The 22640-nt window shown below is 33.5% G+C and carries 31 protein-coding genes and 1 other annotated feature; of the genes, 23 read left to right on the top strand and 8 right to left on the bottom strand.

What is annotated here, in order from left to right:
* Positions 1–71 precede the first annotated feature (71 nt).
* The 4 genes from HZF24_RS08570 (at position 72) to HZF24_RS08555 (ending at position 1756) form a co-directional block, all read left to right on the top strand.
* Entirely contained in the window at positions 72–338 is a 267-nt protein-coding gene (locus tag HZF24_RS08570; protein ID WP_179237909.1) for a type II toxin-antitoxin system Phd/YefM family antitoxin, read from the top strand.
* Complete coding sequence (locus HZF24_RS08565; protein ID WP_179237908.1) at positions 325–615, top strand: hypothetical protein; 291 nt, start codon at positions 325–327, stop codon at positions 613–615. The genes HZF24_RS08570 and HZF24_RS08565 overlap by 14 nt, the downstream gene beginning before the upstream one ends.
* A complete protein-coding gene (locus tag HZF24_RS08560) occupies positions 606–1049 on the top strand; it encodes a type II toxin-antitoxin system VapC family toxin (protein WP_179237907.1) in 444 nt (147 codons plus the stop codon). Before HZF24_RS08565 ends, HZF24_RS08560 begins: the two co-directional genes overlap by 10 nt.
* A gap of 200 nt (positions 1050–1249) precedes the next feature.
* Positions 1250–1756, top strand: coding sequence for a QueT transporter family protein (locus HZF24_RS08555; RefSeq protein WP_179237906.1), 507 nt, complete (start codon positions 1250–1252; stop codon positions 1754–1756).
* A 325-nt stretch (positions 1757–2081) separates the two neighbouring features.
* On the opposite strand, the gene HZF24_RS08550 is transcribed toward HZF24_RS08555, so the two are convergent.
* From HZF24_RS08550 to upp, 4 genes are all read right to left on the bottom strand, one after another.
* A complete protein-coding gene (locus tag HZF24_RS08550; RefSeq protein ID WP_179237905.1) occupies positions 2082–2342 on the bottom strand; it encodes an AbrB/MazE/SpoVT family DNA-binding domain-containing protein in 261 nt (86 codons plus the stop codon).
* Positions 2343–2432: 90 nt separating this feature from the next.
* Positions 2433–3377 (bottom strand): diacylglycerol/lipid kinase family protein, encoded by a 945-nt coding sequence (locus tag HZF24_RS08545; RefSeq protein WP_179237904.1) that lies wholly within the window; start codon positions 3375–3377, stop codon positions 2433–2435.
* A 48-nt stretch (positions 3378–3425) separates the two neighbouring features.
* Positions 3426–3662, bottom strand: a complete 237-nt coding sequence (locus HZF24_RS08540; RefSeq protein WP_179237903.1) for an MATE family efflux transporter — start codon at positions 3660–3662, stop codon at positions 3426–3428.
* A gap of 168 nt (positions 3663–3830) precedes the next feature.
* Positions 3831–4460, bottom strand: a complete 630-nt coding sequence (gene upp, locus HZF24_RS08535; RefSeq protein WP_179237902.1) for a uracil phosphoribosyltransferase — start codon at positions 4458–4460, stop codon at positions 3831–3833.
* A 103-nt stretch (positions 4461–4563) separates the two neighbouring features.
* Between upp and acpS the strand changes: the two genes are divergently transcribed.
* The 5 genes from acpS to HZF24_RS08510 all read left to right on the top strand — a co-directional run bounded on the left by acpS (position 4564) and on the right by HZF24_RS08510 (position 6818).
* On the top strand, positions 4564–4935 hold the full coding sequence (gene acpS, locus HZF24_RS08530; RefSeq protein ID WP_179237901.1) for a holo-ACP synthase: 372 nt from the start codon (positions 4564–4566) through the stop codon (positions 4933–4935).
* Positions 4936–5020: 85 nt separating this feature from the next.
* Positions 5021–5530 carry a hypothetical protein gene (locus HZF24_RS08525; RefSeq protein ID WP_179237900.1) on the top strand — a complete coding sequence of 170 codons (510 nt, stop codon included), beginning with the start codon at positions 5021–5023 and terminating at the stop codon, positions 5528–5530.
* Positions 5531–5636: 106 nt separating this feature from the next.
* Positions 5637–5912, top strand: coding sequence for a CopG family ribbon-helix-helix protein (locus HZF24_RS08520; RefSeq protein ID WP_179237899.1), 276 nt, complete (start codon positions 5637–5639; stop codon positions 5910–5912).
* Between the two features lies 1 nt (position 5913).
* On the top strand, positions 5914–6264 hold the full coding sequence (locus HZF24_RS08515; protein ID WP_179237898.1) for a type II toxin-antitoxin system PemK/MazF family toxin: 351 nt from the start codon (positions 5914–5916) through the stop codon (positions 6262–6264).
* Between the two features lie 119 nt (positions 6265–6383).
* The gene (locus tag HZF24_RS08510) at positions 6384–6818 is read left to right on the top strand and encodes a serpin family protein (RefSeq protein ID WP_179237897.1); all 435 of its coding nucleotides are present in this window, start codon (positions 6384–6386) and stop codon (positions 6816–6818) included.
* Between the two features lie 163 nt (positions 6819–6981).
* Here HZF24_RS08510 and HZF24_RS08500 read toward each other — a convergent pair whose 3' ends face one another.
* Positions 6982–7431: a GNAT family N-acetyltransferase gene (locus HZF24_RS08500; protein WP_179237895.1), complete on the bottom strand. Its 450-nt coding sequence runs from the start codon at positions 7429–7431 to the stop codon at positions 6982–6984.
* A gap of 257 nt (positions 7432–7688) precedes the next feature.
* On the opposite strand from HZF24_RS08500, the gene HZF24_RS18975 reads away from it, so the two are divergent.
* Both HZF24_RS18975 and HZF24_RS18970 read left to right on the top strand, forming a co-directional pair.
* Positions 7689–8030, top strand: a complete 342-nt coding sequence (locus tag HZF24_RS18975; protein ID WP_246346016.1) for a serpin family protein — start codon at positions 7689–7691, stop codon at positions 8028–8030.
* A 22-nt stretch (positions 8031–8052) separates the two neighbouring features.
* Complete coding sequence (locus HZF24_RS18970) at positions 8053–8706, top strand: serpin family protein (protein WP_246346015.1); 654 nt, start codon at positions 8053–8055, stop codon at positions 8704–8706.
* Between the two features lie 51 nt (positions 8707–8757).
* Here HZF24_RS18970 and HZF24_RS08490 read toward each other — a convergent pair whose 3' ends face one another.
* Positions 8758–10065, bottom strand: a complete 1308-nt coding sequence (locus tag HZF24_RS08490; protein ID WP_179237894.1) for a bifunctional folylpolyglutamate synthase/dihydrofolate synthase — start codon at positions 10063–10065, stop codon at positions 8758–8760.
* Positions 10066–10224: 159 nt separating this feature from the next.
* Between HZF24_RS08490 and HZF24_RS08485 the strand changes: the two genes are divergently transcribed.
* The 8 genes from HZF24_RS08485 to yhbY all read left to right on the top strand — a co-directional run bounded on the left by HZF24_RS08485 (position 10225) and on the right by yhbY (position 17184).
* The gene (locus HZF24_RS08485) at positions 10225–12084 is read left to right on the top strand and encodes a TIGR03960 family B12-binding radical SAM protein (RefSeq protein WP_179237893.1); all 1860 of its coding nucleotides are present in this window, start codon (positions 10225–10227) and stop codon (positions 12082–12084) included.
* Positions 12068–12742, top strand: a complete 675-nt coding sequence (locus HZF24_RS08480; protein WP_179237892.1) for a TIGR03936 family radical SAM-associated protein — start codon at positions 12068–12070, stop codon at positions 12740–12742. The genes HZF24_RS08485 and HZF24_RS08480 overlap by 17 nt, the downstream gene beginning before the upstream one ends.
* A gap of 13 nt (positions 12743–12755) precedes the next feature.
* Positions 12756–14252, top strand: coding sequence for an Rne/Rng family ribonuclease (locus tag HZF24_RS08475; protein ID WP_179237890.1), 1497 nt, complete (start codon positions 12756–12758; stop codon positions 14250–14252).
* Positions 14253–14362: 110 nt separating this feature from the next.
* A complete protein-coding gene (gene rplU / locus HZF24_RS08470; protein ID WP_179237888.1) occupies positions 14363–14674 on the top strand; it encodes a 50S ribosomal protein L21 in 312 nt (103 codons plus the stop codon).
* Between the two features lie 2 nt (positions 14675–14676).
* Complete coding sequence (locus tag HZF24_RS08465) at positions 14677–15006, top strand: ribosomal-processing cysteine protease Prp (RefSeq protein ID WP_179237886.1); 330 nt, start codon at positions 14677–14679, stop codon at positions 15004–15006.
* A 2-nt stretch (positions 15007–15008) separates the two neighbouring features.
* Positions 15009–15302, top strand: coding sequence for a 50S ribosomal protein L27 (rpmA, locus tag HZF24_RS08460; protein WP_179237872.1), 294 nt, complete (start codon positions 15009–15011; stop codon positions 15300–15302).
* 181 nt (positions 15303–15483) lie between these two features.
* Complete coding sequence (gene obgE, locus HZF24_RS08455; protein ID WP_179237871.1) at positions 15484–16758, top strand: GTPase ObgE; 1275 nt, start codon at positions 15484–15486, stop codon at positions 16756–16758.
* A 138-nt stretch (positions 16759–16896) separates the two neighbouring features.
* Entirely contained in the window at positions 16897–17184 is a 288-nt protein-coding gene (gene yhbY, locus HZF24_RS08450; RefSeq protein WP_179237870.1) for a ribosome assembly RNA-binding protein YhbY, read from the top strand.
* Positions 17185–17203: 19 nt separating this feature from the next.
* Here yhbY and uppS read toward each other — a convergent pair whose 3' ends face one another.
* Positions 17204–17845: a polyprenyl diphosphate synthase gene (gene uppS, locus HZF24_RS08445; protein WP_179237869.1), complete on the bottom strand. Its 642-nt coding sequence runs from the start codon at positions 17843–17845 to the stop codon at positions 17204–17206.
* Positions 17846–18099: 254 nt separating this feature from the next.
* Here uppS and HZF24_RS08440 point away from each other — a divergent pair, with 254 nt between their 5' ends.
* The 4 genes from HZF24_RS08440 to HZF24_RS08425 all read left to right on the top strand — a co-directional run bounded on the left by HZF24_RS08440 (position 18100) and on the right by HZF24_RS08425 (position 20754).
* Positions 18100–18867 carry an HAD family hydrolase gene (locus HZF24_RS08440; RefSeq protein WP_179237868.1) on the top strand — a complete coding sequence of 256 codons (768 nt, stop codon included), beginning with the start codon at positions 18100–18102 and terminating at the stop codon, positions 18865–18867.
* A 110-nt stretch (positions 18868–18977) separates the two neighbouring features.
* Complete coding sequence (locus HZF24_RS08435) at positions 18978–19172, top strand: hypothetical protein (RefSeq protein ID WP_179237867.1); 195 nt, start codon at positions 18978–18980, stop codon at positions 19170–19172.
* 215 nt (positions 19173–19387) lie between these two features.
* Positions 19388–20218, top strand: coding sequence for a thymidylate synthase (gene thyA / locus HZF24_RS08430; protein WP_179237866.1), 831 nt, complete (start codon positions 19388–19390; stop codon positions 20216–20218).
* Positions 20219–20229: 11 nt separating this feature from the next.
* Complete coding sequence (locus HZF24_RS08425; protein ID WP_179237865.1) at positions 20230–20754, top strand: dihydrofolate reductase; 525 nt, start codon at positions 20230–20232, stop codon at positions 20752–20754.
* 140 nt (positions 20755–20894) lie between these two features.
* Here HZF24_RS08425 and tyrS read toward each other — a convergent pair whose 3' ends face one another.
* The gene (gene tyrS, locus HZF24_RS08420; RefSeq protein ID WP_179237864.1) at positions 20895–22106 is read right to left on the bottom strand and encodes a tyrosine--tRNA ligase; all 1212 of its coding nucleotides are present in this window, start codon (positions 22104–22106) and stop codon (positions 20895–20897) included.
* Positions 22107–22192: 86 nt separating this feature from the next.
* Positions 22193–22451 (bottom strand) — a binding site (T-box leader).
* Between the last annotated feature and the right edge of the window lie 189 nt (positions 22452–22640).

Here is a 22640-nt window from a genome sequence, read left to right as displayed (position 1 = left end):
GAGCAAAACATTGACTTTATGATAAAATAATGATAAAATAACGATAAATTATAATGCAATGAGGTGAAAGTATGATTCGTATTAGACCTGTATCAGATTTAAGAAATAAGTTTCCGGAAATTGAAGATATGGTTATAAGAGAAGGACAGCCGGTGTATCTTACAAAGAATGGATATGGTTCCATGGTTGTATTAAGTATAGAAAAGTATGCAGAATTAACAGATGGAATAGAATTTAAGCTGGATGAAGCAGATAAAGAAGCAACATCAACTGATACCAGATATACTCATGATGAAGTTTTTTCAAAAGTGAGGGCAAGAATAAATGCAGGAAAGTAAATATAACGATAATTTAACCGGAAGGAGCTTCGGTATGAGTCTTATTTCTAAACTTAATCAAGATTTAAGTATAAATATACCAGAACAGATTCTTAAAAAAGCAGGGTTAAAACCAGGTACAGAATTCATATGGTTATATGATGATGAGACTGGTCAAATAGTATTAATGAAAAAACCAGACGATTTTGTAAAAACTATGAGAGGTTTAGGCAAAGAAGTGTGGGACAATATAAATGTTAATGAATATATAAAAGAGGAAAGAGAATCATGGGAATAGATGTCGGGAGATCAGTATTATTAGATACTAATTGTTTTATCTATTTTTTTGAAGACAACCCTGATTATTCCGGCAAGTTAGAGAAAGTTTTTATTGACATTCAAGATGGCAAAACTCCTGCATTAATGTCTGTAGTATCTTTTATGGAAGTATTAGTTAAACCAAAGAGAGATAAGAATATTTTCATAGAAAATAGGTATAAATTGATGTTATCTAATTTTCCTAACCTTTCAATAGTAAATGTAGATTATAAAATTGCAGATATAGCTTCAAGATTAAGGGCCTACTACAATATTAAAACTCCTGATGCACTAATTATAGCTACAGGTATAACTATGAAAGCTGATTGCTTTATAACAAATGATAGTAGACTGGAAAAAGTATGTAGAGAAGAAGGAATTCAGGTAATAATTATAGAGAATATAGATTTATAATTTACCGCTATTTTCTTATTTTCGAAAGCAGGACATGAAACTTAAAATAATACTTGAAAAATAAATGATTATATAATATAATTGGTCAGTATTATTGAATTGCATAATAAATATAACACAGTGTTTTCTTGGCACCCACTTAAAAAATCAAGTTTTTTTGTGGCTCCCTAAGAATTCGTTATTCGAAAGGAGTTTTTTTAATGAGAAAAAATAATATACAATTCATAACACGTACAGCTCTTATAGCTGCGTCATACGCAGCCCTAACCTATGCATTTGCGTGGATGAGCTATGAGCAGTTACAATTCAGAGTATCGGAAATATTAGTATTGTTTGCATTTATAGAGCCGAAATATGGTCTTGGCTTAATATTAGGATGTGTATTGGCAAACCTGGCAAGTCCCTTAGGAGTAATTGACATAGTCGTTGGATCATTTGCAACATTGCTGGCGATTATGTTCATAGTAATGGTCAGAAAGCTTTTAGGTTACAATATAAAAGCGCTTATAATTGCAAGCTTGGGACCCGTAGTATCAAATGCTTTGTTGGTTGGCTTAGAGTTAACCTATCTGTTTAGCACCCCGTTTTTATTGAATGCATTTTATGTAGCTGTAGGAGAGTTTGTGGTAGTTACTCTTGTAGGTACTGTTGTGGTAAATTCTATCATGAAAAATAACATTTTAATCGAAAGATTATCCATAGATTAACTGAGTTTTATTATCCCTTAGGCAGATGACCCGGACTATACCGTATTGTGCTTTACGACTGAACGGGCTAACTATTATCGACACCTGAAAAATGTAACCTTTAATGTGGAAGATATTTAAAAAAGTTGTTCAAACATATAAAGTTGAAAGATTAATAGAAAATCTTTCAACTTTTTTGTGTTTAGAGTGGGAATAAAATAAATAACATTAAGTTCTAAAATTTAAAACAGCTTTCATTCTAAAACTGTTTTAAAATATCATGATGTCCTACATCAACAAGTATAATGCTTTTCAAACCGTTGTGTAAGGATAAGCTGGTAGGACATTAATTTTCCTCCAATTTCTCAAATACAGCATCAATATTGTCAAACATGTGGAGCTCTCCGGATGCAACTTTAAGTCTTGTTATTTCAATTTCCTCACGGAGTTCATCTAAGTATTTTTTTGGATATACTACAACAGGCATAATACAAATTATACCATCCTTTTCGTATATTTCTAATTTATCTCCTTCGGAAAGTCCCAATTTGTCTACAAGGTCTTTAGGTATCGTAATTTGAGATTTTGCTCTTAACTCGGATATCATATTTTATCATCTCCATTCTGTGAGTGCGAATTTCTTACTTTCTTACAGATATTATATACAAAAGTAATAATTATATCAACTAATATTTTATTATTGAGTTGTATAAACACTTTTCTCTGCCTGTACTCGTACACCTTCCGGAATCCAAAATTTAAGTATATCTTTTACCGCTTCGAGTTCAATTTCATCATGTATAAAGTTTTCACCGTCTATACATATATTTATAGGTTCTTTACTTTTGATTTTAACGTGTTTGCATTTTTTATATGTAATGATGTCTTTAAGCTTTTCGTTTGTAAGATGTGTACCTTCCTTATAGCTACCTAATACGCTGAGGATTTTAACACGGGATATATTGCTTACAAAGCATAAATCCATTATACCGTCATTAATTTCGGCTAAGGGAGCGCATTTGTAGCCGCCTCCGTATGAATGACCGTTGGCAACGACTCCTAGCAGAAATGATCCTTTTAAAACTTCATCTTTATCAATTATTACTTCTAATTCTTTTCCTAATTTCTTAGATAAGTTATAAATAACAGACATAATATAACATCCTGAGCCGGTTATGAAGGGAATCTTTTTAAACTTATGCATACTGAAAGCGGCATCAGCATCAAAACCGATATTACAGACAGAAACTGTATATTTATCTTTTACTTTGATTAAATCTAAATTTATCGCTTTTCCATTAACTTGTGAATCTATATAGTGAAAATAATCACGATTATCAAAGTTCTTAACAAAATCGTTACCTGAGCCGCAGGGTATCACTCCGATATAAGCATTTTCGAATCCTATACATGCATTTACAACCTCATGGAGAGTTCCGTCTCCGCCGCATGCATAAAAAACGCTTTGCATATTATCTCCACATTTATTTGTTATATAGGTTTTTATATCGTCTTTAGATTTACTGAAATATACCTCATAATCGACTTTTTTTGTCTTTAATTCATGGTGTATTGATTTTTCTATATTTTCTTGCAGTTTCCCTTTGCCTGCAATAGGATTGATGATAAATATATGTTTCATAAGCCTCCCTTTTAATTCATAATTAAATTATTAAGCCATTTTTTACTTCTATATCTGTTTATTACAACAATTGCTTTTATATATTCCAAAACAAATAGTAGTAAAAATAAAATAAATTCTGTTTCCAAGACCTACAGCAGAAATGGCATTTTCGCCTAATTTGCTTACCATGATAGTATCAATCATATTAAGACCTATACTAAGGGTGTTCTGAATAACGACAGGTATAGCTATTACTAAAAGTATTGACAAAAATGCATTGTTTTTCCTTGTTAAATTGTCCATAATTACCTCAAACAAAAGGAACGTGAATTACTCACGTCCTTAATATATACTTATCATGTGACTGTCAATATTGTCTCATCACCAAAAAAAATTTGGGTTGTCTGGAAGATCCTTCGCTTTCGCTCAGGATGAGCGACCAACACCAAATTAAAAATTTGGGTTGTCTGCTCACTTTGTTCCGAATAATCTGTCTCCCGCATCCCCTAATCCGGGTACTATATACCCGATATCGTTAAATTTTTCATCGATTGCTGCAGTATAGATTTCTACATCAGGATGAGCTTCGGTTACTTTTTTGAGTCCTTCGGGAGCGCATACCAAATGTATCGATTTAATTTTTTTAGCACCGTATTGTTTAAGTAATGTTAATGCTCCAATCATTGATCCGCCGGTAGAAAGCATAGGTTCTGTAATTATCACTATTCTGTTTCCTATGTCACTTGGAAGCTTGCAGTAGTATTCTACCGGCTGCAATGTTTCTTCATTTCTGTACAAACCGATATGACCTATTTTAGCATTTGGTATTAAATCAAGCATGCCGTCTACCATTCCGAGACCTGCTCTTAATACGGGAACTATTGCAATGTCTTCTCCGGATAATGCTTTGCCGGTTGTTTTTGCTATAGGTGTTTCTACTTCAATATCTTTAACCGGTAGATTTCTTGTGACTTCATATGCCATAAGCATGGCAATTTCTCTTACCAGCTCTCTAAAGTCTTTAGAGGATGTATTCTTATCTCTCAGCATTGTCAATTTATGTTGAATCAATGGATGAGAGACCACTGTAATATTACTCATATATTCTCCTTTGTCAAATAAGAATTGTATTACTTTTGTTAATATAATATAATTATTATATAATGAAAGCTCTTTGTCAATTTATTTTTCTGAAGGAGATTATATGATAAAAGGTGTAGGAACTGATATAACGGAAGTTGAAAGGATTAAGAATAATTTACAGAATGATAGATTCATTAAAAAAATTTATTCGGAAAACGAAGTTGATTATTTAAATAAAAGGAAGTTTAATTATCAAACGGCAGCAGGCATGTTTGCTGCAAAGGAAGCAGTATCTAAAAGCTTGGGCACCGGATTTTCAAACTTTGGTCCATGTGACATAGAAATATTGAAGGATGAATCAGATAAGCCATGTGTAAATTTATTGAATAATGCGTTGATTTTAGCTAATAATCTGGGTATAACCAACATTCAGGTGTCAATTTCTCACACTGTTGATTTGGCGATTGCTTTTTGTGTAGCTGAAAGTAACTGAATAAATCATGTGTTTCCCTTTTTTAAGCATATTTATTTATATCTCATCATAATCTATTATATAACTATGGGAGCAGGTTTGATGTATGAAGTTAAAAATAGTATGCTTGATTTTATTTGTGATAACTTTTTGCGGGTGTTCTAAAGTCAGCGACAACCCCTTTATGATTCCTGTTAATTATACAGGAGAAGCTGTAATGAAGGTGTATACGGAAAACAGCGAAAACGCTTATAAGGTTAATATTATTTGCAGGGATTCAAATTACAGCATTAAAGTTGATTCAGGAAAGGAATCGTGGAATTCAGCATTTCTATCAGGCAACAGATGCGTTTTAAACAATGATAAATTTCCTGAAAGTAGTGTAGTAATTGAAAAATTTAATATAACCGATTCATTGATTTATGATTTTGATCTGAAGAAATTTGACAGCCACTTCGATGTTTTACCGGAAGAATTGGTTTATTTTGACGGTACTTATAAGCATGTTTTAAACTTTAATAAAGAAAACCTGCTTCCAAATTCAATTTTTATTTATAAAAATGATAATTTAGTAAAAACTATTTTATATGAAAAAATAAATATGGAAGAACTATAATTTTCTCAGTTAATACAAAACTTACCATACTACTATTATAATTATTGTGGTAAAATTACATAAGCTATGTTTAATGAACTGAGTTTGAGTAATCGAGGTGTGTGATTTGGCTGATAATAAAAAAATATTGATTTCGATCCCTGAAAACTTGTTGAGGGAACTGGATAATGCAGTTAAAGCAGAGGGAACTAACAGAAGTGATTTCATAAGAAAATCTATAAGATATTATTTAATTGAGAAAAGAAAATTAGAAATCAGAAATAAGATGAAAGCCGGATATCTGGAAATGAGCAATATCAATAAAAGCATTACAGAAGAATACTCAGAAGGGGATTATGAAGATTTTTTAAGTTACGAAACAAAATTATTGGGAAGTGAATAGCTTGATAGTAAAACGGGGAGATGTTTACTATGCCGACTTAAGCCCGGTGATTGGTTCAGAGCAGGGAGGCGTAAGACCGGTTTTAGTAGTACAAAACGACATTGGTAACAGATATAGCCCTACAGTTATAGTATCTGCGATTACATCTCAGATTAACAAGGCAAAATTACCTACTCATATAGAAATAAGCTCTGAGGATTTTAGCTTACCTAAGGACTCAGTCGTATTGCTGGAACAAATCCGCACTATTGATAAAAAGCGTCTAAAAGAAAAAATAGGTAGGTTTGATACAAACCTGATGGGTGAGGTTAATGATTGTCTGAAAATAAGCTTAGGGCTCATAGATTTTTAAATTTACATATTACAAAGGATTTGTGCAAAAGCACAAATCCTTTTGTCATGCATGTTATTTTGAATTGTCATTTTAATTTTTAAGGAACTTTTATCCTATGCTTGTTACTTATTGCAACAATGATTTTTACAGGATGCACATCTTCCGCTGATTTAATGGAAGGTATTAACCCAAATAATGAAAACGAGATATCACAACCAATGGACAGCAAGTTAAATCAAGCTATTTTGGACTTTACATGGAAGATGTTTAAAGAGAGTAGTAAGAATAAAGGAAATATGATGATTTCACCGACATCAGTTTATTTTGCTTTAGCTATGACGGCAAATGGTGCGGAGGGAGAAACGAAAGAAGAGATGCTGAGGGCATTAAGTGCTGAGAATATTACATTGGACGACTTGAATAAGGGTCTTTACGGATGGATGAATGCAATAACAGGAGATGAAACTGTTAAGCTGTCGATAGCAAACTCAATCTGGTACAGGGATGACTTCAAGGCAAATGAGGATTTTTTACATACGAATGCTTATGGAGATACCCAAATTAACTTTTGACAGACCTTTTATATACGGAATAATTGATGTTACAACAGGAATACCGCTTTTCATGGGTATTATGGAAGATCCTACAATCAAGTAACATTGAATGTAAAGATTAAAGTTTTAAAGTGTAAAAAACCTATGCATAGTATTTATCGCATAGGTTTATATTTGTTTGTTAAATTTCTAATTTCATGGTTATCTCTTCATCATCCCGACCTATATCTGTAAAGCCAAATTTTTCATAGACATGGATTGCTGCATTGTTACCGATGCTGCAGGTTAGTATGATAATATTTGACTCACCAAAAGGCTTTGATTTTATATAGTCTATACATAGATCAATTGCTGTAGTACCATATCCATTGCCTTGATGTTTTTCGTCAATCATCATATGCCAGATATTATATGTTTCTTCATCATAATCATAAATAACCATAACATATCCTATAATAATATCTTGCTTATAAATAGCAAAGGGCGTACATTGATTATAATACACATATGCCTGTGCAAGACTGCGGATGGGATGAGATACATATTTCTCCTGCCCGCTTCCAAGCTTTAAATTAAAGCATTCAATAAAGTTGTTTTCATCAACTTTTTTTAAAGATAGTTTGTTTTGCATTTAATTCCTCCGATTATTCAGGGGGAATTTTTAAAAGTTTATCCCCCTGTTGTCAACATAATTTTTAAACACTATATATGTCATAATGATCAACTCCCAACTTATTTATTTGCATGCATTATCATTATAGCTGAATCAAGGTGAAAATTCAAGGATTTATAAAAATAGTGTGCAAAGCAGAAAAGAGATTATTATTATATTAAATAAAAGGAACATTTTAGAATTATAAACGTCTAAGTAGCAAAGGAGGTGTCGCTATGCGATGCAAATTGAATTTTTTTTTATGTTCATTACTCATTACAATGATTATTATCGCAGGATGCTCATCTTCTGTTGACTTAATGGAGGGCATCAACTCAAGTAATGAAAAAGGTATACCAGAAAAAATGGATAGCAAGTTAAATCAAGCTATTTTGGATTTCACATGGAAGATGCTTAAAGAGACCGGCAACAATGAAGGAAATATAATGATTTCACCGACATCTGTTTATTTTGCTTTAGCTATGACAGCAAACGGAGCGGATGGAGAGACTAAGGAAGAAATGCTGAAAGCATTAAGTGCTGAAAACATTGCATTGGACGATTTGAACAATTGTTGAAAAAACAGAAGATGACGTAGTTATGTATTTAATTAACGCAATTTACTTTAACGGAGACTGGAAATATCAATTTTCGGCCAATGATACTCGTGAAGGAGATTTCAACAGCCCGGACAAAACAGTGAAAACAGAATATATGAACAGAAGAGGGGATATGGATTATTTACAATCGAATGGTATAACCGGAGCATTACTTCCCTATGTTGACGAGCAATTCGCCTTTATCGGACTGCTGCCTGAAGAAGGTACAACTCCGAGGGATTTAATAAATAATTTGTCAGCTCTCGATTTATTAAATTTAATTAAAAATAAGAAAGAAAAAGAAATTGAGCTTTCGATTCCGAAATTTGAAAGCAGTTATGAAGACAGTCTGAAGGATGAACTGTATAATTTGGGTATGAATATACCATTTACACCCGGCAGTGCCGATTTTTCAAAAATGAGTGAATCCGGTAAAGATGATTTGTTTATAAGTGACGTTAGGCATAAAACCTATATTAAAGTGGATGAAAAGGGTACGGAAGCAGCAGCCGTTACATCTGTTGTTATGCCGCAATCAATGCCTATAGAGCTTCCACGATTATCATTTGACCGACCTTTTATATATGGAATAATTGATGTTACAACAGGAATACCGCTTTTCATAGGTATTATGGAGAACCCGGTATTTAAGTAATATAAAGGAACGGTAGTTTAAAAACATCCGTTCCTTTCTTGTCCATATCACTTAATTAAACAAATATTCTTTTTTTAGAAGTATTCTTACTTCTCCAATCATATACAATGAACCTACAAAGGCGATGTATTCGCTTTCATCGGCACCTTTGACTATTCTTAAAATATCCTTGTAATTATCTAAGGATGTTACGTTTATATCATAATTGTTTCTAATTAATTCAGCTAAATCTGATGCTTTCATTGCTCTTGGATTGTTTGGCGTCAATGTATATATTTCCTTACAAAGAGGAACTAAATAGTTAAGCACATCATCAGGATTCTTATCCTTCAGCATGCCAAAAAACAGTATGACTTTATTATCCTTAAAATATTCCTTCACTGCTTTAGAAAAAGCTTCAATACCGTCTATGTTGTGACCTCCGTCGATAACTATGACGGGGTTTTCATGTAATATTTCAAATCTGCCTGCAAATTTCACACTTTCGAAGCCTGTTAATATACTTTTCTCAGTGATATTATAACCTGACAGTTTTACGATTTCAAGAGTTCTGAGTGCCGTAAGGGCATTGTAAAGCTGGTGCTCTCCTAAGAAATTTATTTTTACTTCAGGCAAATCAAATACATCATTTTTTAAGTATTTAAACCATTGACCCGTTAAGTTTCCATTTATTTTTTCTATATTATTTTTATCGGTTAAATAGTAATTAGAATTCCTCGTCTTTGCTATATCTATTATTGTATTAACCACATTATCATCCTGAGGATAAATCACAACATTGGAATTTGCTTTTATGATACCTGCCTTTTCAAAGGCAATTTTTTCTAATGTATCTCCTAAGTACTCCATATGGTCATAGCTGATTGATGTAATTACCGAAATAAATGTGTTTGCAACAACATTGGTGGCATCGAACCTGCCGCCTAAGCCAACCTCCAATACTAAGAAATCTATATTTTGCTCCTGAAAATATTTAAATCCGATGGCTGTTACAACCTCAAATTCGGTAGGATGATTATATCCTTCCTCAATCATTATTTTTATTTTCTCTTTGACTAATGAAGTAGTCCTTGCCAGCGCTTCTTTGTCAATTTGTATTTTGTTTATTTGAATTCTTTCGGTAAATTCTTCCAAGTAAGGACTTATAAACAATCCTGTCTTGTAACCGGCAGCCATTAATACATCGTGTATCATGTTGCTTGTTGAGCCCTTTCCGTTCGTGCCGGCAATATGTATAATTTTATATGAATCTTGTGGGTTTCCTAACAGTTCCGTCAATTTTGTAATATTGGATAAGCCTAATTTTGAACCGAATTTATATGTAGAGTGAATAAATTCAATTGCCTCCTTATAGTTCATGATGCCTCCTGCAGTTTTATCTATACACTCTATTATATAATTTAATTATAAGTTGTCAATTTAAAATGATTGTGTTAAAATATCTTAGAATTTCATAATAAAGAGCAAATCAGAGTAATAGCAGAATTAATAGGAAAAGATAGTATAAAAGGAGTAACAATGATAAATATAAAGAAATTGGACAGGGAGCTGTTAAGTGTGGAAAAACCTGCAAGATATGTGGGCAGTGAGCTTAACTCTGTCATTAAGAATAAGGAAGATGTTAGTATAAGGTTTGCATTTGCATTTCCTGATGTGTATGAGGTTGGCATGTCTCACACGGGACTTCATATTTTATATCATTTGCTGAACAGTAAAGATAATATATGGTGTGAAAGAGTATTTGCGCCGTGGACAGATATGGAAAAGGTAATGCGAAAAAATGACATACCCTTGTACGGCTTGGAAAGCAAAGATGAGTTAAAGAAATTTGATTTTGTCGGTTTTACTCTTCAATATGAAATGAGCTATACAAATGTATTAAATATGTTAAATTTAGCTGACATTCCTATACGGTCAAAGGATCGAACAGAGGATATGCCCATAGTCATTGCAGGAGGTCCCTGCGCATACAATCCGGAACCTCTTTATGAGGTTGTTGATTTGTTTACAATAGGAGAATCCGAAGAGCTGATACTTGAGCTGATGGAGCTTTATGAAAAAGAGAAAATTAGTGGCTTTAACAAGCTTTCATTTTTGGAAAAAGCAGCACATATAGAGGGTGTTTACGTACCCCGGTTTTATGAAGAAACATACAACGATGACGGTACTATAAAGGAAAGAAAAATATTAAACAGCAATGCCAAGGAAGTAATTACAAAACGAATAATCAAGGACTTGGATAAAAGCTTTTATCCTGAAAAAAGTATTTTGCCATATATTGATGTTGTTCATGACAGAGTTGTTTTAGAGGTGTTCAGAGGATGTACAAGAGGATGTCGTTTCTGCCAGGCAGGAATGGTATACAGACCGGTCAGAGAAAAAAGTCCTGATACACTCGTTAATCAGGTTGAAAGTTTAATTAACTCTACAGGACATGACGAAATATCTCTTACTTCATTAAGTACCGGTGATTATTCATGTCTGCCGGATTTAACATTACAATTATTAGATAAATACGAAAATAAGAATGTAAGCATTTCATTGCCATCTCTTCGCCTTGACTCAATGACCTTCGATATAATAGAAAGATTGCAGGAAGTCAGAAAATCGGGGCTTACATTTGCTCCTGAGGCGGGAACTCAACGCATGAGAGATGTTATAAACAAAAATCTCACCGAAGAGCAAATATTGGGACCTGTGGAAACAGCATTTAACTTAGGATGGTCTACAGTTAAACTATATTTTATGATTGGTCTTCCGGGAGAAACAATGGAAGATGTAATGGGTATTAAGGAGTTAAGCTACAAGGTAAAGGATAAATTCTTCCAGAGGCCGAAGGAAGAAATAAAGGGCAACCTGAAAATTAACGTAAGTGCATCATGCTTCGTTCCTAAACCATTCACGCCGTTCCAATGGGTTAAACAGGACAGCATGGATGAATTCTATGACAAGGCAAAATCTTTACAGAAAGAAATAAAAGATAAAAAGGTGTCATTCAGCTACCACGAACCAAAACTAAGCTATTTGGAAGCTGTTTTTGCAAGAGGAGACAGACGGCTTTCTGATGCTTTGATAAAAGCTTTTGAAAAAGGATGCCGTTTTGACGGGTGGTACGATGTTTTTGACTTTAATAAATGGATGGAAGCTTTTGAAGAAACAGATACAGTTCCTGACTTTTTTGCTAAAAGAGAAAGGGAATTAACGGAAGTTCTTCCATGGGACTTTATTGATACGGGAATTACTAAAAAATTCTTAATCAGTGAATATAACAATGCAATGAAAGCTCTCACTACAAGCGACTGCAGACAACAGTGCTATAACTGCGGCGTTAACCATAAATTAATAGGAGGTGCCTGTCCCCATGTCATTAATAGTTAAATATACAAAGACAGGAAATTTAAAATATATATCGCATTTAGATGTTTTGAGGTTTATTCAACGAGCGGTTAAAAGAGCAGGAATAGATGCAAAATATTCAGAAGGTTTTAATCCACATATGAAAACATCCTTCGGGTTTCCTTTGTCTTTGGGTATAGAAAGCATCGGTGAGTACTTTGAGATAGAGTTAAATGAAGATATTAAGCCGGATGATTTCGTAAACAGAATGAATGTTGTGATGCCCAAAGAAATGCAGATATTAAAAGCGGCATATTCAGAGGACAGCCGTTCATTGATGGCAAGAAGCTCATATACAGAATATTTGTTTAATGTTGAATTTGTTAATCTTGATTTTAATAAGCTTAATGAGTTGATAAAAGAAATAATTGAAACAGGTATTGTTTTCAGCAAGCAGAAAAAAAATAAGAAAAATAAAATAATTACTAAAGAATATAATACAAAGGATTTCATCACATATCTTAATGCGTTTGAGAAGACGGGCAAAACAGTTATAGAAGCAATATTTATAACAACCGAAACAGGCAGTATGAAGGCAGATGATTTAATTAAAATTATATCAGACAGCGGTTTTAATATAGATTATTATACTATTTTAAAGGTAGATACATTAGACGAAAACAGAAAATCATTGTTATAACGGAGCAATAAGAATGAAGCAAGTTTTAATCAACAGTTCAATATTTTTTGATCAGGCTGCGGTTCTGGAGGATGGCAAGCTGATTGACTATATCCATGAAGAAAAAAACAATAAAAGTGTTATAGGAAACATTTATAAGGGAAGAGTTATGAACATTCTTCCCGGTATGAACGCTGCTTTTATTGATGTCGGACTTGAAAAAAATGCTTATTTATTTTTAGACGACCTGCTTTCGGATAAATTTCTAAAGGAAAAAAACATTAAAAAAAGAAATGTTGATAATATAAATAAGGTTTTAAAAAAAGGTGATGAGCTTCTTTTGCAAATAGTCAGAGAACCTATGGGTGAGAAGAATATTTCTGTTACCACGGATATATCACTTACGGGAAAGTACATTGCCTTCATACCAAACAGTATAGAGATAAACCTTTCGAAGAAAATCAAAGATATTGATGAAAGAAGACGTCTGGAGGATATAGGAAGAGAAATTATGTCAGAAGGAAACGGTATGATAATAAGGACTTTTTCGAAGGATTGTCCAAAGGAAAACATACAGCAAGAATACAATATGCTTTCATCTGTCTTAAAAAAAATAGAACAAGAATATAATTATTCATATGCACCTAAGCTATTATATGAAAACAACTCATTGATTGAAAAATTATTTTATGACTACATAGATGCTTCAGTAAAAGAAATATATGTGGAAAATAAAGAAACAAAAGAAAAAATATCAGAGCTTTTGACAGGATATTCCGAATTAAATGATATTGAAATTGTTGAATCTGATAATTCCTTTGATAAATACAATGTTGAAAAACAAATAAGCATGCTTTTTGAAAGGAAGGTAGACCTTGATAACGGTGGTTCGATTATTATTGATGTTACAGAAGCATTAACAGTAATAGATGTTAACAGCGGCAGCTTTGTTGGAAGTGAAAGCATTGAGGATACGGCATTAGCTATTAATTTATATGCCTTGGATGAGATAAAAAGACAGATTAATTTAAGAAATATCAGCGGAATAATCATAATCGATTTTATTGATGTTAAAAACAAGGATAATATTAATTTAATAGTCAATAAGGCAAAGATGATATTTAAAAATGATAAAAATAAAACCAACGTCATCGGCATGACAAAGCTTAACCTGATGGAACTAACAAGGAAAAAAGATAAGGAAAATTTCTTTAATTTAATTACGGAAGAGTGTGAGCATTGCAACGGGAGCGGCAGGACAAGTTCAAAGGTTCATATATTTCTAAGGCTTGAAGCTTTAATAAAAAGAATCAAAAATAATACTACATCAGAAGCAATAGTATTAAAAACCGGTTCTATAATTTATTATAAAATACTGAATGAATGCATGGATATAATAAATAAATTGGAACAAAAACATAATATGAAAATATATTTTGTAAAGGACAAAAATATCCTCGCAGGCGAAATAATTGTTGACAGAACAGGCAAACTAAATTATATTAGTATGTATGTTAAACAGCAAAAATAGTTGACAAATGTATTATAATTTGTTAAAATCTATATTTGCAAGAGCCGCGCGGATCAGGTTAAAACTGTAAAGTACCTGCAATGGCGAGACTGGGAAGAGGAGGTAATTTTATGTACGCAATCATTGAAACTGGTGGAAAACAATATAGAGTACAGGAAGGCGATGTTATAAGAGTTGAAAAACTTAACATAGCTGATGGTGAACAGGTAAAATTCGATAAAGTTTTACTTGTTGCTGAAGAAGGAAAATTAAACGTTGGAAAACCATATGTTGACGGAGCTGTAGTTGAAGGCTTGGTTGAAAACCAAGGAAAGGCTAAGAAAATTATAATTTTTAAGTATAAAGCTAAGAAAGACTACAGAAAGAAACAAGGTCATCGTCAACCATATACTCAAATTAAAATTGAGAAAATAGTTGGATAATTATGATTACAGTTTCTGTATATAGAACCAAGGAAGAAATAAGCGGTTTTATAGTTGAAGGACATTCAGGATACGCCGAAGAAGGATTAGACATAGTATGTGCATCAGTTTCCATTTTATCGTATACAGTTCTTAACTCAATTAACTTAGTTGCAGGTATTGAACCGGAAGATATAAGTTATGAGGTTGATGAGGACATTGGTCTGATGAGTGTCAGAACATTAAAAAACAATGATAAAACTGATGTAATATATAGAAGCTTCGTAGTAGGTATAGAATTATTACTGGCAGATTACAGTCAATATATTACACTTAAATTTGAGGAGGTGTAAACATGTTTTTAAAATTAAATTTACAGTTATTCGCACATAAAAAAGGTGTTGGTAGCTCTAAAAACGGTCGTGACAGCAATTCTAAAAGGCTGGGAGTTAAAAGAGCTGATGGTCAGTTTGTATTGGCAGGAAACATTCTTGTTAGACAAAGAGGAACTAAACTTCACCCGGGATTAAATGTTGGTATCGGAAGTGATGATACATTATTTGCAAAAGTTGACGGAAAAGTTAAGTTCGAAAGAAAAGACAAACAAAGAAAGCAAGTAAGTGTATATCCCTGTGAATTAGAAGCATAAAGCAATGTACCTACCTTAATGGTAGGTTTTTTGTATAATAGGAAAGGGGACACACCCTTAAGTATAGATAGTCTTTGGAGTATGCTTAAGGGAATGTCCCCAACGTAAAAGGGGACACACCCCTAAGTAGGGATAGTCACTGAGGTAAGGCTTATGGGAATGTCCCCGACAGGAGGAGAATATGTTTATTGACATAGCAAAAATCAGTGTTAAGGCCGGCAAAGGCGGAAACGGCAGCGTTGCCTTCAGACGTGAAAAATATGAGCCCATGGGCGGACCTGCCGGCGGAGACGGCGGAGACGGGGGCAGCATTATATTAGAAGCTGATGAGGGCTTAAGGACATTGATGGATTTTAGATATAAAAGGCATTATCAAGCAGAAAACGGAGAAGACGGCAGAGGAAAAAAACAGTATGGTTCTGACGGTAAGGACCTTGTTCTAAGAGTGCCCACCGGAACTTTGGTTAAGGATGAAGAAACAAATATTATATTAACTGATTTGAAAACTCACGGACAGCAGTTTGTGGTTGCAAGAGGAGGCAGAGGTGGAAAAGGAAATACGAAATTTAAAAATTCCATCAGGCGTACACCCCGTTTTGCAGAGCCGGGAACAAAGGGAGATGCACGAGAAATAATTCTTGAGCTTAAGCTCCTTGCAGATGTTGGCTTGGTTGGGTTTCCCAATGTTGGCAAGTCAACTATACTTGCTACAATAACAAGTGCAAAGCCAAAAATTGCAAATTACCATTTTACAACACTGAAGCCGAATTTAGGTGTGGTAGGTATAGAGGAAGGACATAGTTACGTTCTTGCTGATATACCCGGTCTTATTGAAGGGGCATCCGAAGGAGCCGGCTTAGGTCTTGAGTTTTTAAGACACGTAGAAAGAACTAAGCTTTTGCTTCATGTAATTGATGCATCAGGACAAGAGGACAGAGATCCCGTTGAGGATTTTTATAAAATAAATGAAGAGTTGAAGCAGTACAGTGATAAGCTGTCAGATAAATCGCAGATAATAGTGCTTAATAAAATAGATTTGCCGGAAGCTATGGTAAATTTAGAAAGAATTAAAAAAGAGTTTTCTGAGAAATATGAGATACTGGAGGTTTCGGCAGCAACAGGTGAGGGTCTTGATTTATTAAAGAAGCGTGCCTATGAAAGATTAACTCAAATCGAAGAGGAAATTGAATTTGTTGATGAGCAGGAAATCGAAAGCTTCTATGACAGAAAGGAAAGAGATACAATCGTTGTAACTAAGGAAGATGATTATTATCTCGCAGAAGGTGATTTTCTTGAAAGATTGGTTGATTCAACTAACTTTGACGACTTTGAATCCTTCAGCAACTTCCAGAAGGTTTTAGTCGATAAGGGTGTCATAGATAAATTAAGAGAGCTTGGAGCAACAGAAGGAGATTTAATAAGTGTCTGCGGAGTGGAATTTGACTTCGTGGACTAAGAGGAAAGGGGACACACCCCGACAGAGGTATGGGGACACACCTTTAAAGTTGGGAAAATCTTTGGAGTAAGCTTTAAAGGAATGTCCCCGATTAGAACTGAAGATAAAGGGGAATGTCCCCAAATTGAGGAGATAGAAATGTTAACAGGAAAACAAAGAAGTTATTTGAAATCAATGGCTAATGGTATTGATTCTATAATGCAAATCGGCAAGGGCGGCGTAACAGAAAATGTTATAAAGCAAATCGATGATGCGTTAGCAGCCAGAGAATTGATTAAGATAAGCGTATTAAACAACAGTATGCTTGAGGCAAAGGAAACTGCTAACGAAATAGCGGAAGCAGTCAGAGCTGAGTATGTACAAAGTATAGGCAACAAATTTGTTCTGTACAGACAATCAAAGGAAAAGATAATAGAGTTACCATAAACGCAATGAATGGGGGAGATTATCCCCCCAATGTTACATCCTGAGCATTGTACCATTTCATTGCTTTATGAAATTGCTCGGGTGTGAAATCAGGCCACATATCATCAATTGTATAAATATCTGAATAAACAGATTGAACCGGCAAGAATCCCGATAATCTTTTTCTGCCGCCCCATCTTAAAATCAGGTCGATTCTTGAAATATCTCTTGAGTGAAGACAATCCATAATTGTTCTACGATCGGAGGAATTTACGTTAATTTTTGATATATCCCAATCCCAGCCGTAATTCACCAGAAAGTTAACCTTTGTTCCACCGTTTCCTATATTGGTTCTTGTGGTATATTTTAATAATTCCTTTGGAAATACAGATGATTTAGTGTTTCCAATAACAAGGAGTGACACATTTTCTTTGGCAATTATATTGATCGCATCCACACATGCTTTTACAAAGGATTCGATTTGAACTTTAGGTCTTTTGCAGTTATCGGTGGTAAAGCCGTAATATGTAATTTCATCAATACCATATTCTTGTGCTAATTTTAAGGCTGCAAGCCCGGGATTAAGTCCATAATAATATCCATCCTGTTTATTTAAACCATTATCCTGTGCCCACCTTCTGTTTCCGTCAGGTATAAGCCCTATATGTCTTGGTATCCGCATATAAACACAACCTTTCTCTATGATATTGGTATTATTTACAATAATGGCGCAATTATTCTTATCTAAATTAATCACAATTTAAGGATACTTAAATATAATTAAATTAAAATGCTGTATAAGTAATGATTTTTACAAAACGATTATTATATTTTTACAAATTAACATTACTATTTAAGGAAGAGGGACACACCTTTAAAGTAGAGAAAGTCTTCGTAGGAAGCTTTAAAGGAATGTCCCCGTCAAAAGGAGGTGAAATGATGATAAAAGGAATATTGTTTGATAAGGATGGAACCTTGATAGATTTCTCATTATGGATAGATGCGTCAGTTAATACAATTAAAAAGTTAATGAAAGAATATTGCATAGAAGACGATAATATTTTTAACGAGCTTAAAAAATCTATCGGTATAAAAGGAAATGTCGCTGAACCATTTGGAGCATTGGCAAACAGATCACATGAGGATGTAGCGGCAGAGCTTCATTTTGTATTGAGTAAATACAAAAATATAGAGTTAGCGCCATTTCAGAAGCATGTAGTAGAGCTCATCAGAGGAGAAGGTTTAAGAGAAGACATTGAATTTAAACCGTTAACCGATATAAGAGCTCTGTATGAGCATTTAAGCTCTAAAGGTATTAAAATGGGTCTTGCAACGGCAGATTCATATCAGTCGGCAATGCATATGATCAATAAATTAAGCTTGCATGATTGTTTTGATTTTATCGGCTCTAATGACGGAGTTATGAAATTAAAACCTCATAATGATGCATGTGAAAGATTTTGCAGCATGTATGGACTCAATCCTGAAGAAGTTGCAATAGTTGGAGATTCATATTACGATATGATGTTTGCAAAAAATTCAGGTGCCATAGGTGTAGGTGTTTTATCCGGAGTAAGTTGCAAAATTAATTTGAAGGATATCGGCGATGTGATAATACCTTCTGTAAATTCGCTTTTTGATAATGAAGTTCTATGTTCTTTGGATGAAGAAAGCTATGAAACGAGAGAATTATGGACAGCTTAACAGTCTTATGAATTGCTTTTGTAATTCATAGGATATTTTTTTCTCAAATTTAGTCATAATTTAGTATAAACAGGGAATATTATGTATATATAACGTAAGGGGAGAGTATTATGAACGAATTTGAGAAAATAAAAGAAATGTACGATAACGGCTTCAGGTGCATAAGATACGATGATATTAAGGACGGAGAAATGTCCATATACTTTAAAAACTTTGAAAGTGAAGAATCTGAAGCAATGAGAGTAAAAGGCTTTGAACAAAAAATGCAAATAAAGAATTTTATAAACCAGAATTCTATGAAATAAATATGGTTACAAAGATAAAAAAATCGTCATTCGGAGACACTGTTGATAATTTTAACGAATTAGCTGTTCTCAGAATGACATTCTTTTTGTACTTACATTATAAGCGGACAACACAAAGGCAAATTAAAAGATTTGGGTTGTCTGCATATTATTAGCTTGTATTGGTTGGGTGGATAATATATAATTATATATTATATAATTGTTGCGGAGGACTAATGAGTACAGCAGATAAATTATTTATAAATATGTGCAAGGATATACTTGCAAATGGTGTTTGGGATACTGATTATGATGTAAGACCTAAATGGGAGGATGGAACTCCGGCTCACACGATTAAGAAATTTGGCATAGTTAACAGATATGACTTACAGGAAAGCTTTCCCATATTGACTCTAAGAAAAACAAATTTTAATGCTGCAGTTGACGAATTGCTGTGGATATGGCAGAAAAAATCTAATAACGTTAATGATTTAAACAGCAGTATTTGGAATTCTTGGGCAGATGAAGGCGGCTCTATAGGAAAGGCATACGGGTATCAGCTAAGCATTAAGCATAAATACAAAGAAGGGGAGTTTGATCAGGTAGACAGAGTAATTTATGATTTAAAAAACAACCCGGCAAGCAGAAGAATCATGACTAACATATATAATTTTCAAGATCTTCACGAAATGCACCTATACCCGTGCGCTTACAGCATGACATTTAATGTATCAGGCAATAAGCTAAATGCCATATTAAATCAGCGTTCACAGGATATATTGGCCGCTAACAACTGGAATGTAGTTCAATATTCAATTTTAGTACATATGATGGCACAGATAAGTGGTTTGACAGCAGGGGAATTAGTGCATGTTATAGCAGATGCGCATATATACGACAGACATGTTCCAATAATAGAAGAGCTTATAGAACAAAAAGAGCATGAAGCGCCAACTTTGATAATTGATAAAAATGTTGTTGATTTTTACAAATTTGCAGTGGATAGCTTTAAATTATCTAATTATGAATTTAATCCTTTTAAGGTTAAAGTTCCGATAGCGGTGTAGAGGAGTAGTATATGAAATTAATAGTTGCAGTAGCAAAAAATTGGGCAATCGGTTATCAAGGAAATTTATTGTTTAGCTTACCTGATGATATGGCTTTTTTCAAAAATACAACCATGAATAAGGTAGTGGTAATGGGCAGGAAAACATTACTGTCTTTCCCTGGAGGCAAACCATTAAAAAACAGAACAAATATAGTGCTTACAACAGACAAGGATTTTAAAGAAGATGACTGCATAGTTGTAAATTCATTTGATGAATTGTTTGAAGAGCTTAAAAACCACGAAGATGATGATGTGTTCGTAATAGGAGGCGGCAAAATTTACAATGATTTATATCCATATTGCAGTGAGGCGCTAATAACTAAGGTTGATGCAATCGAAAATGCCGATACATTTTTACATAACTTTGATTCTGATGAAAATTGGTATTTATCTTACGCATCAGAAATACACGAAAATAATGGTTTAAAATTTACATTTAATACATATAAAAACAAAGAAGTAAGGAAAATAGATGTGCAGACAGGAGAACATTAATGGGATATGAAATTAAAGCATTATATATTCGAAATACCCGAAGAAAATCACTTAAATCTTATTAATTTTAAAGAAAAATTAGATGAAAATATATAAAAAATAGCGCTCCGGCGCTATTTTTTATATATTTAGGTTATACCTTAAATATCTTTAATGAATTTTACAAAACGCTTTTTCCCGATTTTAATCACATCATCATGGTTAATAATTCGATCGGTTTCATGTAGTGAAAGCTTGCTCCCATTTAACTGAATGCCGCCCTGTTTCACTAATCTGATAAAATCATTTTTGCTTTTAATATAATCCATTTTTATCAGTTGTATAATAATATCGTTGATAGTTTCTTCATTTATAAAAATCTCAGGGATATTGTCAGGAATGGATTTTTTACAAAAAGCAGTATCATAGTATTCAATTGCCCTTTCCACATCATCAGGTGCATGGTAAAGTGAAGTTATGATTTCGGCCAAACGGTATTTAATATCCTTTGGATTTGCTCCGTGATCGAGATTTTCCTTTATCCCTTTTATTTCACTCGGGTGTTCATCCGTTGCAAGTTCAAAATATCTGATGATAAGAGTGTCGGGAATCTCCATTACTTTCTTAAACATTACTTCGGCGGGTTCATTAATACCTATATAATTTCCAAGGCTCTTGCTCATTTTTTCTATACCGTCTAAACCTTCAAGAATAGGCATGAATATAGCAATCTGCGGTTCTTGATTTAATGCTTTTTGCAGAGTTCTGCCCATTAATATATTAAAAGTCTGGTCAGTGCCTCCCAATTCTACATCTGAATTAAGCGTAATAGAATCATATGCTTGCATCAATGGGTAGAAAAACTCATGAATTCCTATCGGAGTTTGGTTTTCATACCTTTTTTTGAAATCGTCTCGTTCCATAATTCTCGCAACGGTCGTAGTAGAGGCAAGCCTAATTACGTCCTCAAAATTGAGTTTAGAAAGCCACTCGCTGTTAAAGCGAACTTCAGTCTTATCTTTATCCAATATCTTAAAAATTTGTTCACAATAAGTTATCGAATTTTTCTGAACCTGCTCATTTGTGAGAGCAATTCTTCCCTTTGACTTTCCGGTGGGGTCACCGATTTTTCCCGTAAAATCACCCACAATAATTACTACGTGATGACCTAAATCCTGCAGTTGTTTAATTTTACGGAGTACAACCGCGTGGCCTAAATGTATATCCGGCGCAGATGGGTCAAGTCCTAATTTGATTGAGAGCGGTATATTTCTGTCGAAAGATTTGTTGAGCTTTAAAAGCAACTCTTCCTCATTTACTATGGTGTGCGCACCTTTTGAGATAATCTGCATTTGTTCTTCTGGTTTTAACATAATTAACATCTCCTTGAAATATTTTATTCAATATTTATGAGGTATAAGAAGAAAAGCCGATAATAAAAAACTCGCCCTTTTGTTTCCAAAAGGACGAGATATCATTTCGTGTTACCACCTTATATTTGCAAGCAACTCACATTGCTCACCTTATTAAGTACGTCATTTATTAAATGAGATACTCTAACACTATAACGGGTGTTATTTCCCGTTGCAGCCTACTAAAAAACTGTTCGGTGCAAAGCTCAAAGATGTATTCACAATCAATATCCAAGGCACCTCTCATCAACCGGTAACTTTCTGTTTGTATTCATGATTGCTACTAATTCTTATCGCAGCTTTTATTTCTTATACTGCGAACTATGATATTTACCATAGTTCTTAGTTATACAATATTTAATTAATTAGTATTATATTCAATAAGCTTTCATATGTCAACTATCATATCAATAAATAACACGACAAACGCATGAATGAGTTTCACAATTAAACTATTGAAAGATTAAATTTAAAAAAATATGATCCAGTTCAAGT

It is taken from the genome of Sedimentibacter hydroxybenzoicus DSM 7310 (assembly GCF_013403245.1).
Classification (GTDB): domain Bacteria; phylum Bacillota; class Clostridia; order Tissierellales; family Sedimentibacteraceae; genus Sedimentibacter; species Sedimentibacter hydroxybenzoicus.
This window is presented reverse-complemented; position numbering and strand designations above follow the sequence as displayed.